Raw genomic sequence first — 15,866 nt, forward strand, 5'->3', positions numbered from 1 at the left:
AGCCACACACTTCCTTTGAGTCGGAAATCTACGTTCTGGCCAAAGAAGAAGGTGGTCGTCACACGCCATTCTTCAAGGGCTACCGTCCACAGTTCTACTTCCGTACAACGGACGTAACTGGCGCTATCGAACTGCCAGAAGGCGTTGAGATGGTTATGCCAGGCGACAACATCAAGGTGAACGTCACCCTGATCGCTCCGATCGCCATGGAAGAAGGTCTGCGTTTCGCCATTCGTGAAGGCGGTCGTACCGTCGGCGCCGGCGTCGTGGCCAAGATCTTCGCCTAAGGGTGAATAAAGGCTGAGGGTTCGCCCTCAGCCTGTTGTACTTGTTTAGGCCAGTAGTTCAATTGGTAGAGCACCGGTCTCCAAAACCGGGTGTTGGGGGTTCGAGTCCCTCCTGGCCTGCCATATTCAAGCGCGGTAACGCGTTTTTTTCGTGTCTGAGAGTCTGATTTATGACGGCACCAGTCGAAACGGTTCGTGACCCTAAAAATACAATGAAGTGGGTCGTAGCGATTGCGCTGATCGCAGCTGCTGCTTTGGTAAATCGTATGCTGCCAGAGATGTCGCTGGTGCTGCGTGGTCTGCTCATGACGGCCTTGGGCGTTGCGGCATTGGTCTTGGCTGCGCTGACATTGCAAGGTAAGTCTTTTATCGATCTCCTGCAGCAGGCTCAGGTTGAGTTGCGTAAGGTTGTTTGGCCGACTCGCCAAGAGACCTCACAGACCACATTAATCGTTCTCGTGGTTGTGGTCATTATGTCGCTGCTGTTGTGGGGCATGGACTCGTTGTTTGGCTTTGCAATTTCTGCGGTCATTGGTTAATCGGAGTCAATATGAGCAAGCGTTGGTTTGTTGTGCACGCCTACTCGGGCTTCGAGAAGCAAGTCATGCGCTCCTTAACGGAGCGAGTTCGTTTGGCAGAAATGGAGGACCGCTTCGGTGACATCCTCGTGCCAACCGAAGAAGTCGTTGAAATGAAAAATGGCGTGAAGCGTAAGACTGAGCGCAAGTTTTTCCCAGGCTATGTTCTGGTTCAAATGGAAATGTCGGAAGAGACATGGCATCTCGTGAAAGAGTGCCCAAAGGTCATGGGTTTTATTGGTGGCAAGGCAGATAAGCCGGCCCCAATTAGTGATCGTGAAGCTGAGGCCATTCTGAATCGTGTTCGTACGACGGTGGATGCACCGCGTCCGAAGACGTTGTTTGAGCCGGGCGAAATGGTTCGTGTCTCTGATGGTCCGTTTGCAGATTTCAACGGCACTGTTGAAGAAGTTAACTACGAGAAGAGTCGCCTGCGTGTTGCGGTGATGATTTTCGGCCGTTCAACCCCGGTTGAGCTCGAATTTACTCAGGTCGAAAAGGTCTGAGCTAATACGTCCCTTCGGGGGCGTTTCGTCATGCAGATAGGCTGCGTGATTGAACTTGGGGAGCCGTAAGGCGCTAGCACCCACGGAGTAGTACCATGGCTAAGAAAATTGATGCCTACATCAAGCTGCAGGTTCCTGCAGGCAAGGCAAACCCGTCGCCACCCATCGGCCCAGCACTGGGTCAGAAAGGCGTAAACATCATGGAATTCTGTAAGGCATTTAACGCTGCCACGCAGAAAATGGAAGTGGGCCAGCCCATTCCTGTCGTGATCACGGTTTATTCCGATCGCTCATTCACTTTTGTGATGAAGACGCCGCCGGCAACTTACCTGCTCAAGAAGGCCGCTGGCCTGAAGAGTGGTTCGCCGCGTCCAAACACACAGAAGGTTGGCAAGGTAACTCGTGCCCAGCTCGAAGAAATTGCTACCACTAAGAAGGCCGATTTGACGGCTGCCGACATGGATGCTGCCGTGCGTACGATCGCCGGTTCTGCACGTTCCATGGGTCTTGAAGTAGAAGGAGTCTGATCATGGCTAAGTTAAGCAAGCGTCAGGCCGCTATTAAAGCCAAATTGGTTCCAGGCAAGCTCTACAGCATCGAGGAAGCTGTTGCGTTTTTAGCTGCGCTGCAGCCCGCCAAGTTCAAAGAGTCGATCGATGTTGCTGTAAACCTCGGCATCGATCCACGTAAGTCGGACCAAGTGGTTCGTGGCGCCACAGTTCTGCCAGCGGGTACCGGCAAGACTGTTCGCGTTGCTGTTTTCGCTCAGGGCGCAAACGCTGAAGCCGCCAAGGCTGCAGGCGCCGATGTGGTCGGTTTTGATGACCTGGCTGAGTCGATTCTGGCCGGCAATTTGGACTTTGATGTCGTTATCGCTTCGCCAGACGCCATGCGCGTTGTCGGTAAGCTCGGTACGGTTCTCGGCCCACGTGGTCTGATGCCAAACCCGAAAGTCGGTACTGTGACGCCAGACGTCGCCGGTGCTGTGAAAAATGCCAAGGCCGGTCAGGCGCGCTACCGCGTTGACAAGGGCGGTATCATTCACGCCGCTGTTGGCCAGGTCGATTTCTCGGCTGATGCGATCAAGCAAAACGTTGAAGCCTTGGTTTCCGATTTGAAGAAAGCTAAGCCAGCAACCAGCAAGGGTGTTTACCTGAAGAAGGTAACCCTGTCGACAACGATGGGCCCAGGCTTGGCCATCGACCTGTCCACACTGGGCGCAACAGCGTAAAAATTCGTAGGCCTTAGGGCTTACACATGGACTTTGAAGTCGCCCGTTCGCGGGCGAGCGTTAAAGACCACAGGCGTTGTGCTCGGCTTGCCGATGACACGACTTAAAACATCAGCCTGCGTAGACGCGGTGTGGTTTCAAGCTCAAAGGCTCTGTAACCCCCGCGCGCAATCGCAAGATTGCATGGGGTCGGCGGTTTTGCCGCCGATGAACTTAGTGGAAGGAGGTTACAGTGACTCTTCGTATTGAAGATAAAAGAGAGATCGTCGCTGCCGTTAATAAGGCAGCTTCCGGTGCTTTCGCAGCTGTTGTCGCCGACTATCGCGGTCTCACTGTGGGCCAGCTGACTCAGCTGCGCACAAAGGCTCGCGAACAAGATGTGTACCTGCGCGTTGTTCGTAACACGCTGGCACGTCGCGCGATCGCTGGTACTTCGTTTGAAGTATTGGATGCATCGCTGGTCGGACCAAGCATCATTGCGCTTTCGTTGTCCGAGAATGACATGGGCGCTGCTGCTCGTATCTTCCAAGACTTCTTGAAAGACAATCCGAAAGCTCCGTTGGAAGTGAAGGCTCTGTCCATTGACGGCAAGCTCTATGGCGCGAAAGACATCGATGTCGTCGCCAAGCTGCCGAACCGTGAACAGGCTCTGACGATGTTCGCATCTGTGCTTCAGGCGCCTATCTCGAAGTTCGCCCGACTGATGACGTCGGTCAAAGAACAGAAAGAAGCTGCTTGATTGCTGCTTGAAATCAACACCTATTGAAACCCCGTTGGGAGACGAAAAATGGCTCTGTCCAAAGATGATATTCTGAATGCCGTAGCTGAAATGACCGTGATGGAACTGGTCGACCTGATTTCGGCTGTTGAAGAAAAGTTCGGCGTGTCGGCCGCTGCTGTTGCCGTTGCTGCTGCTCCGGGTGCTGGCGCTGCTGTTGCTGAAGAACAGACTGAATTCAACGTTGTTATGACCAGCTTCGGTGGTAACAAGGTTGCGGTCATTAAGGTTGTTCGCGAAATCACCGGCCTGGGCTTGAAAGAAGCTAAGGATCTGGTTGAAGCGGCTCCTAAGGCTGTTAAGGAAGCTGTGTCGAAAGACGAAGCTGCCGAAATCAAGAAGAAGTTGGAAGAAGCTGGCGCCACTGTCGAAGTCAAGTAAGTCTTGGCTTTACAGTGCCGCACGGGCTAAGCCCGGCATGCAGCACGGCTGGAGGCTCCACGGAGCCTCCGGCCTTTTTCCGTTAATGCGGAAATGAATTAAGAACATAGGCCAAAGTGCCGGCCTAAGCTCTGATCTATCAGTGCTTAGGCCGTCGCTTTGCAGCACGAAGCGGCGCCTTTTCACGAGGCTCAAGCACAGTTGAGGACCCAGATGGCATACTCATATACCGAGAAGAAACGCATCCGAAAGAACTTCGGCAAGCTCCCGTCATTGATGGACGTGCCGTATCTTCTGGCCATTCAGGTGGACTCGTATAGAGCCTTCCTGCAAGATGGCAAAAGCGCCAAAGGCCGCGAAGATGTTGGCCTGCAGGCAGCGTTCCGTTCCGTGTTCCCTATCGTCAGTTATTCCGGCAACGCCGCCCTCGAGTTCGTTGAGTACAACCTCGGCAACCCGATGTTCGATGTACGTGAATGCGTATTGCGTGGCGTAACTTATGCTGCGCCGTTGCGCGTGAAGATTCGTCTGATCATTTATGATCGTGAAGCTTCCGTAAAGACCATCAAAGACATCCGCGAACAGGAAGTCTACATGGGCGAAATGCCGCTCATGACTGAGAATGGCACCTTCATCATCAATGGCACCGAGCGTGTCATTGTGTCGCAGCTGCATCGTTCCCCTGGCGTGTTCTTCGATCACGACAAGGGCAAGACGCACTCGTCCGGTAAGCTGTTGTATAACGCCCGCATCATTCCTTACCGTGGTTCGTGGTTGGACTTTGAGTTCGATCCGAAGGACCTGGTATTCGCACGTATTGACCGTCGTCGTAAATTGCCGGCCACCATCATGCTGCGTGCGCTAGGTTATAGCTCTGAAGAAATGCTGGAAATGTTCTTCGAGTTCAGCACCATTCATATTGAAGATGGTCAGTTCAAGTTAGACCTCGTCGCCGAGCGTCTGCGTGGTGAGACCGCAACCTTTGACATTATGGCCAAGGGTAAAGTCATCGTTGAAGCGGGTCGCCGTATTACTGCGCGCCACATCCGTGACATCGAAAAAGCGGGTCTGACTCAGCTCGATATTCCACCAGAGTATCTGTTCGGCAAGGTCAACGGCAAAGCCCTGGTCAACCAGCACACGGGTGAAGTTATTGCAGAATGCAACACGATTCTCAATGACGAAGTACTGAAGAAAGTTGGCCAAGCCGGCATTAAGTCGTTCGGCATTCTGTACACCAACGATCTGGACCGTGGTCCGTTCTTGGCCGACACCCTGCGCGCAGATCCTGCCCGTTCGGAGCTGGAAGCCCTGGTCGAAATCTATCGCATGATGCGTCCGGGCGAGCCGCCCACTAAGGATGCGGCTGAGAACCTGTTCAAGAACTTGTTCTTCTCGGCAGAGCGTTACGACCTGTCGGCCGTTGGCCGCATGAAGTTCAACCGTCGTCTGGGCCGTGACATCGACACTGGCGAAGGCGTGCTGTCGCGTGAAGATATCGTTGCCGTGCTCAAGGGCATGATCGATATCCGTAACGGTAAGGGCGAAGTCGATGACATCGATCACCTCGGCAACCGTCGTATCCGTTCCGTCGGTGAAATGACCGAGAACCAATTCCGTGTTGGTCTGGTTCGTGTTGAACGTGCGGTCAAGGAACGTCTGTCGATGGCAGAGTCCGACAACCTCATGCCACAGGACTTGATTAACGCCAAGCCGGTGTCTGCAGCTATCAAGGAATTCTTTGGTTCCTCGCAGCTTTCGCAGTTCATGGACCAAAACAATCCGCTCTCGGAAATTACCCACAAGCGCCGCGTTTCCGCGCTTGGCCCGGGCGGTTTGACGCGTGAGCGCGCTGGCTTCGAAGTGCGTGACGTCCACCCAACGCACTACGGTCGTGTGTGTCCAATCGAAACGCCGGAAGGTCCGAACATTGGTCTGATCAACTCGCTCTCGAGCTTTGCCCGCACCAACGAGTATGGCTTCCTTGAGTCGCCCTACCGCAAGGTTATTGATGGCAAGGTCACCGACGACTATGTCTATCTGTCCGCCATCGAAGAAGCGGATCAGGTCATTGCGCAGGCTGACTCTGGGGTTGACTCCAAAGGCATGCTGATCGATGACTTGGTAGACGTTCGTCACAAGAACGAATTCACCGTGATGACACCTGAGAAGGTGACGTTCATGGACGTGTCGCCGCGCCAGGTGGTATCGGTCGCTGCGTCGCTGATTCCGTTCCTTGAGCACGACGATGCTAACCGCGCCCTCATGGGTTCGAACATGCAGCGTCAGGCCGTGCCGACTCTGCGTTCGGAAAAGCCACTCGTGGGCACCGGCATGGAGCGCTATGTTGCGCGTGACTCCGGCGTTTGCGTCATGGCTCGTCGCGGTGGCGTGATCGACTATGTTGATGCCGCACGTATCGTGGTTCGCGTTAAGAATGATGAAGTTGTGCTCGGCGAAGCCGGTGCCGACATCTACAACCTGACCAAGTACACCCGCTCCAACCAAAACACCTGCATCAACCAGCGTGCGCTGGTCAAAGTCGGTGACGTGGTTGAGCGTGGCGACACGCTGGCTGATGGTCCATCCGTGGATCTCGGTGAGCTGGCGCTGGGTCAGAACATGCGCGTCGCGTTCATGCCGTGGAACGGTTACAACTTCGAAGACTCCATCCTCCTGTCGGAGCGTGTTGTTAAGGAAGACCGTTTCACCTCCATCCACATCCAGGAACTGTCATGTATTGCGCGTGACACCAAGCTGGGTGCGGAAGAAATTACCGCTGACATCCCGAACGTAGGCGAAGCTGCACTCTCCAAGCTGGACGAGTCAGGCATTGTTTACATCGGTGCTGAAGTCAATGCCGGCGACATTCTGGTGGGCAAGGTTACGCCGAAAGGCGAAACCCAGCTGTCTCCAGAAGAGAAGCTGTTGCGTGCCATCTTCGGTGAGAAGGCGTCTGACGTTAAAGACTCGTCCCTGCGCGTGCCGTCCGGCACCAAAGGCACGGTCATCGACGTGCAAGTCTTTACTCGCGATGGTATCGAAAAAGATCCACGTGCAAAGGCCATTGAAAAGGCTCAGCTAGACGAATACCGCAAGGACTTGAAGGAAGAGTACCGTATCTTCGAAGAGGCCACGGCTGCGCGTCTGCGTGAAGCCCTGACCGGTCAGAAGGTTAATGGCGGTGCTGGCTTCAAGAAAGGCGCTGTGCTGACAGAAGAAGATCTGTACGGCATGGAGCTGGCTAAGTGGTTCGAATTGCGTCCGGCGGACGAGCTGGTTGCTGAGCAGCTAGAAAAGGCTCAAGCCTTCCTCGCTGAGCGTCAGGCCGACATCGAAGCGAAGTTCGAAGACAAGAAGCGCAAGATCACCACGGGCGACGACCTCGCGCATGGCGTTCTCAAGGTCGTCAAAGTCTATCTGGCGGTGAAGCGTCGCATCCAGCCAGGCGACAAGATGGCTGGTCGTCACGGTAACAAGGGTGTGGTGTCCATCATCATGCCAGTGGAAGACATGCCGCATGACGAGCATGGCGAACCCGTAGACATCGTGCTTAACCCGCTTGGCGTTCCGTCGCGTATGAACGTCGGTCAGATTCTCGAAACCCACCTCGGTTGGGCGGCTAAGGGTCTCGGCCAGCGTATCGGCGAGATGCTCGATGAGCAGCGCAAGATCAGTGAAGTACGTAAGTACCTCGACCAGATCTACAACGGTGTGGGCGGTCAGCAAGAACAGATCAGTTCGTTGACTGACGACGAAGTGGCCGCTCTGGCGAAGAACCTGCGCGCCGGTGTGCCCATCGCGACGCCGGTATTCGACGGTGCTCACGAGTCCGAGATCAAGGCGCTGCTGAAGCTGGCAGGCCAGAACGAGAACGGTCAGCAGTGGCTCTATGACGGCCGTACCGGTGAGCGTTTCGATCGCCAGGTTACCGTCGGCTACATGTACATGCTCAAGCTCAACCATTTGGTTGATGACAAGATGCATGCGCGTTCGACCGGCTCCTACTCGCTCGTTACTCAGCAGCCGCTGGGTGGTAAGGCGCAGTTCGGTGGTCAGCGTTTCGGGGAAATGGAGTGCTGGGCACTTCAGGCCTACGGCGCGGCTTACACCTTGCAGGAAATGCTGACGGTGAAGTCCGACGATGTGAACGGCCGTACCCGCGTCTACAAGAACATTGTCGACGGCGATCACCGTATGGAGCCGGGCATGCCAGAGTCCTTCAACGTACTCGTGAAGGAAATCCGGTCGCTCGCGATCAACATGGAACTGGACAACGAGTAAGCCTGACGAGAGGCGGCGTGTGGCGACCAAGTCGCGCACGCCGTCCCCACAAGTTGCTTTGGGAGAATTGCCTTGAAAGATCTGCTCAGCCAACTGCGCAACCAGGGAAGTGATGTCGAAGAGTTCGACCGCATCCGCATCGGCCTGGCCTCGCCAGACCTGATCCGTTCCTGGTCATTCGGCGAAGTTAAAAAGCCGGAAACCATTAATTACCGCACGTTCAAACCAGAGCGTGATGGCCTGTTCTGCGCCAAAATCTTTGGCCCGATCAAGGACTACGAGTGCCTGTGCGGTAAGTACAAGCGCATGAAGTTCCGTGGTGTCATCTGCGAAAAGTGTGGCGTTGAAGTCACCATGGCGAAAGTACGCCGTGAGCGCATGGGTCACATCGAACTGGCATCGCCAACCGCGCACATCTGGTTCTTGAAGTCGCTGCCGTCGCGTATCGGCCTGCTGCTGGACATGACCCTGCGTGACATCGAGCGCGTGCTTTATTTCGAAAATTTTGTTGTTATCGATGCCGGCATGACCACCCTCGAAAAGGGTCAGCTGCTCAATGACGAAGAGTACTACACCGCCCTCGAAGAGCACGGCGATGAGTTCGATGCCCGCATGGGTGCCGAAGCCATTCAGGCTCTGCTGGCCGACATCGACCTCGAAAACGAAGTCGTACGTCTGCGCGAAGAAATTCCAGCTACCTCGTCGGAAACCAAGCTGAAGAAGCTGTCCAAGCGTCTCAAGCTGGTTGAATCGTTCCTGAACTCGGGCAACAAGCCAGAGTGGATGGTTATGACGGTTCTGCCGGTTCTGCCGCCAGACCTGCGCCCGCTGGTTCCACTTGATGGCGGCCGCTTTGCGACCTCCGATCTGAACGACCTTTACCGTCGCGTGATCAACCGTAACAACCGTCTCAAGCGTCTGCTCGACTTGAGCGCGCCAGACATCATCGTGCGCAACGAAAAGCGTATGTTGCAGGAAGCGGTTGACGCCCTGTTGGATAACGGCCGTCGCGGTCGTGCCATTACCGGTACCAACAAGCGCCCACTGAAATCCTTGGCCGACATGATCAAGGGTAAGCAGGGTCGTTTCCGTCAGAACTTGCTCGGTAAGCGCGTCGATTACTCCGGCCGTTCCGTCATCACCGTGGGCCCAACACTGCGTCTGCACCAGTGTGGTTTGCCTAAGAAGATGGCGCTTGAACTATTCAAGCCGTTTATTTTTGGCAAGTTACAGGCCCAAGGCTTGGCAACCACCATTAAAGCCGCGAAGAAGATGGTTGAGCGCGAAACCCCGGAAGTCTGGGATATTCTCGCCGACGTGATTCGCGAACATCCGGTCATGCTGAACCGCGCGCCGACACTTCACCGTCTCGGTCTGCAAGCGTTCGAACCGGTACTGATTGAAGGTAAGGCAATCCAGTTGCATCCGCTCGTCTGTACGGCATTCAACGCCGACTTCGACGGTGACCAAATGGCTGTCCACGTGCCGCTGACGCTGGAAGCCCAGCTCGAAGCGCGTGCGCTGATGATGTCGACCAACAACATTCTGTCGCCAGCCAACGGTGAGCCTATCATCGTGCCGTCGCAGGACGTGGTGCTCGGTCTCTACTACATCACCCGTGACCGTGTGAACGGCAAGGGTGAGGGCATGATCTTCGCTGACTTCGCCGAAGTGACGCGTGCGCTCGGCAACAAGTTTGTTGAAGTTCATACGCGCATCAAGGTTCGTATCAACGAAGTCACCATCAATGACGACGGTGAAAAGGTTGAGCGTAAGTTCCTCGCCGACACCACACCAGGCCGTTGCTTGTTGTGGAATATCGTGCCCAAGGGCTTGCCGTTCGAGCTGATCAACCAGGCCATGACCAAGAAGAACATTTCGCGTCTTCTGAACAGCTGCTACCGCGTGCTGGGTCTGAAAGACACGGTGATCTTCGCTGACCAACTGATGTACCTCGGCTTTGCCCAGGCGACCTACTCCGGCGTTTCCGTCGGCATGGAAGACATGGTCATTCCAGAAGCCAAAGCCAAGATCATTGGCGGCGCTGAAGAAGAAGTGCGTGAAATTGAATCGCAGTTCGCTTCCGGTCTGGTCACCAAGGGTGAGCGTTACAACAAGGTCGTGGACATCTGGTCGCGTACTAACGAACAAGTCGCCAAGGCAATGATGGACAACCTCTCCACGGAGAAGGTCATCAACAAGCAGGGCGTGGAAGAAAGCCAGAAGTCGTTCAACTCGATCTTCATCATGGCCGATTCCGGTGCGCGTGGTTCGGCTGCACAGATTCGTCAGCTCGCCGGTATGCGTGGCCTCATGGCTAAGCCAGACGGCTCCATCATTGAAACGCCAATTAAGGCGAACTTCCGTGAAGGCTTGACGGTTCTTCAGTACTTCATCTCCACCCACGGTGCTCGTAAGGGCCTCGCGGATACGGCGTTGAAGACTGCTAACTCCGGTTACCTGACCCGCCGTCTCGTTGACGTTGCTCAGGATCTCGTGGTTACCGTTAACGATTGCGGTACGACACGCGGCGTTCTGATGACACCACTGATCGAAGGTGGCGATATCGTTGAGCCGCTGCGCGAGCGCGTACTGGGTCGTGTGGTCGCGAAAGACATTCTGGTGCCAGGCACTGATGAAGTCTTGGCGCCTGCCGGCACCTTGCTCGATGAGAAGTGGGTGGATCGTCTGGAATTGGCTGGTGTAGACGAAGTCTATGGCCGTTCCGTGATCACCTGTGAAACGCGCTTCGGCGTTTGCTCGATGTGCTACGGCCGTGATTTGGCCCGTGGTCATCGCGTCAACATCGGTGAGTCCATTGGTGTTATGGCTGCGCAGTCGATCGGTGAGCCGGGTACCCAGCTGACCATGCGTACCTTCCACATCGGTGGTGCCGCGAGCCGTGCTTCGGCCGTTTCCAGCGTGCAAATCCGTAACGACGGTAAAGCGCGTCTGCACAACATCAAGACTGTACAGCAGTCGAATGGCAACCTCGTGGCCGTTTCGCGTTCCGGTGAAATCGGTATTGCTGATGCCCGTGGTCGTGAGCGTGAGCGTTATAAGCTGCCTTACGGTGCCGTGCTGTCGGTAGTGGATGGTCAGGAAGTGAAGGGCGGCCAGATCGTGGCTACCTGGGATCCGCATACCCACCCGATCATCACCGAGCAGACGGGTCGCGTGAAGTTTGTTGATATGGAAGACAGCATCACCGTGCGTCACCAGACCGACGAACTGACCGGCCTGACCAACATCGAAATTATGGATCCTAAGGATCGTCCAGCCGCCGGTAAGGACTTGCGTCCAGCCGTGCGTTTGGTTGATGCCAAAGGCAATGTCATTAACATCGAAGGCACTGAGCAGCCAGCCCAGTACTTCCTGCCACCAGGCTCCATTACTGCGCTGCAAGACGGCGCTGTCGTGGGTGTTGGTGAAGTTGTGGGTCGTATTCCACAGGAATCGTCGAAGACCCGTGACATCACCGGTGGTTTGCCGCGTGTGGCTGACTTGTTCGAAGCGCGTAAGCCGAAGGAACCAGCCATCTTGGCTGAGACCAGCGGTATTGTGAGCTTCGGTAAGGAAACCAAGGGTAAGCATCGTCTCATCATCACGCCGGATGACGGCAGTGAAGTGTACGAAGAGCTGATCCCTAAGTGGCGCTCCATCAACATCTTCGAAGGCGAGCGTGTGTCGCGTGGCGAAGTGGTGTCTGATGGTCCGCAGAGCCCGCATGACATTCTGCGTCTCAAGGGTGAAACCGCGCTGGCCACGTACATCGTTAATGAAGTGCAAGACGTTTACCGTCTGCAGGGCGTGAAGATCAACGACAAGCACATCGAAGTGATTATTCGCCAGATGCTGCGCAAAGTTGAAATCACCGAAAACGGTGATAGCGCCTTCATTAAGGGTGAACAGGTTGAGCTGGCTCGCGTTCTGGAAGAGACCGAAGTGCTGCTGGCAGCCGGTAAGTTCCCGGCGAAATATGAGCGCGTGCTCATGGGTATCACTAAGGCATCGCTGTCGACCGAATCGTTCATTTCGGCGGCATCGTTCCAAGAAACCACGCGTGTTCTGACCGAAGCGGCTGTGACCGGCAAGGAAGATGACCTGCGTGGCTTGAAAGAAAACGTCGTTGTGGGTCGTCTGATTCCAGCGGGTACAGGCTTTGCCTACCATGCCCGTCGTCGTCAAGAGCGTCTCGATGCTCTGACGCTGGCTCAAGGTCCAACGGCAGCTGATGTAGAACAAGCTTTGACTGAAGCCCTCAATTTCGAAGGCTGAGGTAAAAATCGGGCAGTGATCGTTCCTTGACGGGGGCGAGCACTGCTCATAGAATGCGCAACCCTGAAAAAAGGCCTTTATTGGTCTCTTTTCAGTTGCGATTTATAACGGGAGAGTAGGGCCGCTATGGCAACAACCAATCAATTGATCCGTAAGGGTCGCCAAGCACTGGTCGAAAAGTCCGGTGTGCCGGCACTTAAAGGCAGCCCACAGCGTCGTGGTGTCTGTACACGTGTTTACACCACAACCCCAAAGAAGCCGAACTCGGCTCTCCGTAAGGTTTGCCGTGTTCGTCTGACTTCGGGTTTCGAAGTGAGCTCGTACATCGGTGGTGAAGGCCACAACTTGCAAGAGCACAGTGTTGTGCTTATCCGCGGCGGTCGTGTTAAGGATCTCCCCGGTGTTCGTTATCACACCGTTCGTGGTTCCCTCGATTGCGCAGGCGTTAAAGGCCGTATGCAGTCGCGTTCCAAGTACGGTGCTAAGCGTCCGAAGAAGTAATTTTCGGTTGCAGTAAGGCCGGGCGGAATACTTTGTCCCGGATCACCCTGAAGCTTAATTAAAGGTTCATAGAGTCATGCCAAGAAGAAGAGTTGTAGCAGCACGTGAAATCCTTCCGGATCCAAAATTCGGAAGCCAGACCCTCGCCAAGTTCATGAACCAGGTGATGGAATCCGGCAAGAAGTCGACAGCAGAATCCATTGTTTACGGCGCGCTCGCTCGCGTTGCAGAAAAGAACAAGGGCAACCCAGTCGAATTCTTCGAAACGGTTCTGGAAAAGCTGCGTCCGATGGTCGAAGTAAAGGCTCGTCGTGTCGGTGGTGCCACCTATCAGGTACCCATGGAAGTACGTCCCTCCCGTCGTACTGCCCTGGCCATGCGCTGGTTAGTGGACTGCGCGCGTAAGCGTTCGGAAAAGACCATGGCTCTTCGTCTTGCTGGCGAATTGCTGGATGCCGCTGAAGGTAAGGGCGCTGCAATCAAGAAGCGTGAAGATGTGCACCGTATGGCCGAAGCCAACAAGGCTTTCGCGCACTACCGTTTCTAATGACACGTCGTTAATTTCAGGCTGAGGATTATTCAGTGGCTAGAACTACCCCGCTTAACCGATACCGCAACATTGGTATCTCGGCGCATATCGACGCCGGCAAAACCACGACGACTGAGCGTGTACTGTTCTACACCGGTGTGAACCACAAAATCGGTGAAGTTCATGACGGCGCAGCGACCATGGACTGGATGGAGCAGGAGCAGGAGCGTGGTATTACCATTACTTCTGCTGCTACGACTTGCTTCTGGTCCGGTATGGCCAAGCAGTTTGAGCCGCACCAGATCAACATCATTGACACCCCGGGTCACGTTGACTTCACCATCGAAGTGGAGCGCTCGATGCGCGTCCTCGACGGTGCGTGCATGGTCTATTGTGCCGTTGGTGGCGTGCAGCCGCAGTCCGAGACTGTTTGGCGTCAGGCCAACAAGTACAAAGTTCCACGTCTCGCCTTCGTGAACAAGATGGACCGTACCGGTGCCAACTTCTTCCGCGTTGTTGAGCAGATGAAGCTTCGCCTCGGTGGCAACCCAGTTCCACTGTGCGTGCCAATCGGTGCCGAAGAAGATTTCGAAGGTATCGTCGACCTCATCACCATGAAGGCCATCTATTGGGATGAAGCCTCGCAAGGTATGAAGTTTGATGCCCGTGACATTCCGGCTGCTCTGCAAGACGAATGCAACAAATGGCGCTCCAACCTCGTTGAATCCGCAGCGGAAGCTTCCGAAGAGCTGATGAACGAGTACCTGGAGAATGGCGATCTGACCGAAGAGCAGATTCACCAAGCTATCCGCATGCGTACATTGGCTGGCGAAATCCACCCAATGCTCTGCGGCTCGGCATTCAAAAACAAGGGCGTTCAAGCCATGCTTGATGCGGTGATTCGTTACCTGCCCGCGCCCAATGACGTTAAGCCTGTGTCCGGTATTCTGGATGACAAGGATGAGTCAGAAGGCTTCCGTGTGGCTTCCGATGAAGAGCCGTTCTCCGCGCTTGCGTTCAAGATCATGAACGATAAGTTCGTGGGTAACTTGACCTTCGTTCGTTGCTACTCCGGCGTTTTGAAGTCGGGTGATGCGGTTTGGAACCCAGTTAAGGGTAAGAAAGAGCGTATCGGTCGTATTCTGCAGATGCACGCCAACCAGCGTGAAGAAATCTCGGAAATCCGTGCGGGCGACATCGCTGCTTGCGTTGGTCTTAAGGACGTTACGACGGGTGATACCCTCTGTGACGAAAACAAGATCATCACGCTTGAGCGTATGGAGTTCCCAGAGCCGGTGATTTCGGTTGCTGTTGAGCCGAAGACCAAGGCTGACCAAGAAAAGATGTCTACCGCTCTCGGTCGTCTCGCCAAGGAAGATCCATCATTCCGTGTGCGTACAGACGAAGAGTCCGGCCAGACCATCATCTCCGGCATGGGCGAGCTTCACCTTGACATTCTCGTTGACCGTATGCGTCGCGAGTTCGGTGTTGAAGCCAACATCGGTAAGCCACAGGTGGCCTACCGTGAAACGATCCGTCGCTCGGTCGATACCGAAGGCAAGTTCGTTCGTCAGTCCGGTGGCCGTGGTCAATACGGTCACGTCCTGCTCAAGCTCGATCCGATTTACGGTAACGAGGAAGGCAAGGATTACGAGTTCGTTGAGAAGGTTGTGGGCGGTACGGTTCCGAAGGAATACTTCGGTGCGGTCGACAAGGGTATCCAAGAGCAGATGGCCAATGGCGTGCTCGCCGGCTATCCGATCGTGGGCATTCGCGCCACGCTGTACGACGGCTCCTACCATGACGTTGACTCCAACGAAATGGCGTTCAAAATTGCAGCCAGCATGGGTTTCAAGAAGGGCTTCATGGATGCCCATCCAGTCCTGCTTGAACCCATTATGAAAGTCGAAGTGGAAACACCGGAAGACTACATGGGCGACATCATGGGTGACTTAAGTCGCCGTCGTGGTGCTCTGCAAGGGATGGACGATCTGCCAGGCGGCACTAAGGCCATTCGCGCCGAAGTTCCGCTCTCGGACATGTTCGGTTACGCCACAGACATGCGTTCGATGTCTCAGGGTCGTGCGACTTTCACCATGGAATTCGCTAAGTACGCTGAAACACCGAAGAACGTGGCTGATGCGATCATCACCAAGTACACCGCTAAGCGCGCCGCAGGCGAGTAACTCTTAGCATCGCGCCCTTACCTGATGCAGGTGAGGGCGCTAACTAATTTAGATTGAGGAAAAAATCATGGCAAAGGCAAAGTTTGAACGTAACAAGCCGCACGTGAACGTCGGCACCATTGGTCACGTTGACCACGGTAAAACCACACTGACCGCAGCAATCGCAACTAACTGCGCCAAGCTGTACGGCGGCGAAGCTAAGGGCTACGACCAGATCGACTCCGCGCCAGAAGAAAAGGCCCGTGGTATCACGATTAACACCGCTCACGTTGAATACGACAGCCCGATCCGTCACTACGCTCACGTTGACTGCCCAGGTCACGCTGA

The 15,866-nt window shown here is 55.1% G+C and carries 13 protein-coding genes and 1 tRNA gene; all 14 read left to right on the forward strand.

All coding sequences use genetic code 11. The features are described 5' to 3' along the window. A partial coding sequence (locus tag A8710_RS11840; RefSeq protein WP_454557332.1) for an EF-Tu C-terminal domain-related protein occupies positions 1 to 287 on the forward strand: 287 nt, incomplete at its 5' end. A 47-nt stretch (positions 288 to 334) separates the two neighbouring features. Then, positions 335 to 410: transfer RNA gene (locus tag A8710_RS11845), tRNA-Trp, on the forward strand. 47 nt (positions 411 to 457) lie between these two features. Then, the gene (gene secE / locus A8710_RS11850) at positions 458 to 826 is read left to right on the forward strand and encodes a preprotein translocase subunit SecE (protein WP_068861079.1); all 369 of its coding nucleotides are present in this window, start codon (positions 458 to 460) and stop codon (positions 824 to 826) included. Positions 827 to 837: 11 nt separating this feature from the next. Then, entirely contained in the window at positions 838 to 1,371 is a 534-nt protein-coding gene (gene nusG / locus A8710_RS11855) for a transcription termination/antitermination protein NusG (RefSeq protein WP_068861081.1), read from the forward strand. 95 nt (positions 1,372 to 1,466) lie between these two features. Continuing rightward, positions 1,467 to 1,898: a 50S ribosomal protein L11 gene (gene rplK / locus A8710_RS11860; protein WP_068861083.1), complete on the forward strand. Its 432-nt coding sequence runs from the start codon at positions 1,467 to 1,469 to the stop codon at positions 1,896 to 1,898. A 2-nt stretch (positions 1,899 to 1,900) separates the two neighbouring features. Further along, positions 1,901 to 2,602, forward strand: a complete 702-nt coding sequence (gene rplA / locus A8710_RS11865; RefSeq protein ID WP_068861085.1) for a 50S ribosomal protein L1 — start codon at positions 1,901 to 1,903, stop codon at positions 2,600 to 2,602. Between the two features lie 232 nt (positions 2,603 to 2,834). Next, positions 2,835 to 3,341 (forward strand): 50S ribosomal protein L10, encoded by a 507-nt coding sequence (gene rplJ / locus A8710_RS11870; protein ID WP_068861087.1) that lies wholly within the window; start codon positions 2,835 to 2,837, stop codon positions 3,339 to 3,341. Between the two features lie 48 nt (positions 3,342 to 3,389). Then, positions 3,390 to 3,761, forward strand: coding sequence for a 50S ribosomal protein L7/L12 (gene rplL, locus A8710_RS11875; RefSeq protein ID WP_068861089.1), 372 nt, complete (start codon positions 3,390 to 3,392; stop codon positions 3,759 to 3,761). A 213-nt stretch (positions 3,762 to 3,974) separates the two neighbouring features. Next, entirely contained in the window at positions 3,975 to 8,045 is a 4,071-nt protein-coding gene (gene rpoB, locus A8710_RS11880) for a DNA-directed RNA polymerase subunit beta (protein ID WP_068861091.1), read from the forward strand. Positions 8,046 to 8,117: 72 nt separating this feature from the next. Next, positions 8,118 to 12,323 carry a DNA-directed RNA polymerase subunit beta' gene (rpoC, locus tag A8710_RS11885; protein WP_068861093.1) on the forward strand — a complete coding sequence of 1,402 codons (4,206 nt, stop codon included), beginning with the start codon at positions 8,118 to 8,120 and terminating at the stop codon, positions 12,321 to 12,323. A 126-nt stretch (positions 12,324 to 12,449) separates the two neighbouring features. Further along, entirely contained in the window at positions 12,450 to 12,824 is a 375-nt protein-coding gene (gene rpsL, locus A8710_RS11890) for a 30S ribosomal protein S12 (RefSeq protein ID WP_068861095.1), read from the forward strand. A gap of 76 nt (positions 12,825 to 12,900) precedes the next feature. Next, entirely contained in the window at positions 12,901 to 13,371 is a 471-nt protein-coding gene (rpsG, locus tag A8710_RS11895; RefSeq protein WP_068861097.1) for a 30S ribosomal protein S7, read from the forward strand. 35 nt (positions 13,372 to 13,406) lie between these two features. Continuing rightward, positions 13,407 to 15,539, forward strand: a complete 2,133-nt coding sequence (gene fusA / locus A8710_RS11900; RefSeq protein ID WP_068861098.1) for an elongation factor G — start codon at positions 13,407 to 13,409, stop codon at positions 15,537 to 15,539. 67 nt (positions 15,540 to 15,606) lie between these two features. Further along, a partial coding sequence (locus A8710_RS11905) for a GTP-binding protein (RefSeq protein WP_082968864.1) occupies positions 15,607 to 15,866 on the forward strand: 260 nt, incomplete at its 3' end.

Source organism: Perlucidibaca aquatica (assembly GCF_001676655.1).
Lineage (GTDB): Bacteria > Pseudomonadota > Gammaproteobacteria > Pseudomonadales > Moraxellaceae > Perlucidibaca > Perlucidibaca aquatica.

Excerpts from the sequence above, each read along its gene's own strand:
- rpsG (WP_068861097.1), top strand. The coding sequence starts at position 12,901 with ATGCCAAGAAGAAGAGTTGTAGCAGCACGTGAAATCCTTCCGGATCCA.
- rpoB (WP_068861091.1), top strand. The coding sequence starts at position 3,975 with ATGGCATACTCATATACCGAGAAGAAACGCATCCGAAAGAACTTCGGC.
- secE (WP_068861079.1), top strand. The coding sequence starts at position 458 with ATGACGGCACCAGTCGAAACGGTTCGTGACCCTAAAAATACAATGAAG.
- rplK (WP_068861083.1), top strand. The coding sequence starts at position 1,467 with ATGGCTAAGAAAATTGATGCCTACATCAAGCTGCAGGTTCCTGCAGGC.
- rplA (WP_068861085.1), top strand. The coding sequence starts at position 1,901 with ATGGCTAAGTTAAGCAAGCGTCAGGCCGCTATTAAAGCCAAATTGGTT.
- rpsL (WP_068861095.1), top strand. The coding sequence starts at position 12,450 with ATGGCAACAACCAATCAATTGATCCGTAAGGGTCGCCAAGCACTGGTC.
- nusG (WP_068861081.1), top strand. The coding sequence starts at position 838 with ATGAGCAAGCGTTGGTTTGTTGTGCACGCCTACTCGGGCTTCGAGAAG.
- rplL (WP_068861089.1), top strand. The coding sequence starts at position 3,390 with ATGGCTCTGTCCAAAGATGATATTCTGAATGCCGTAGCTGAAATGACC.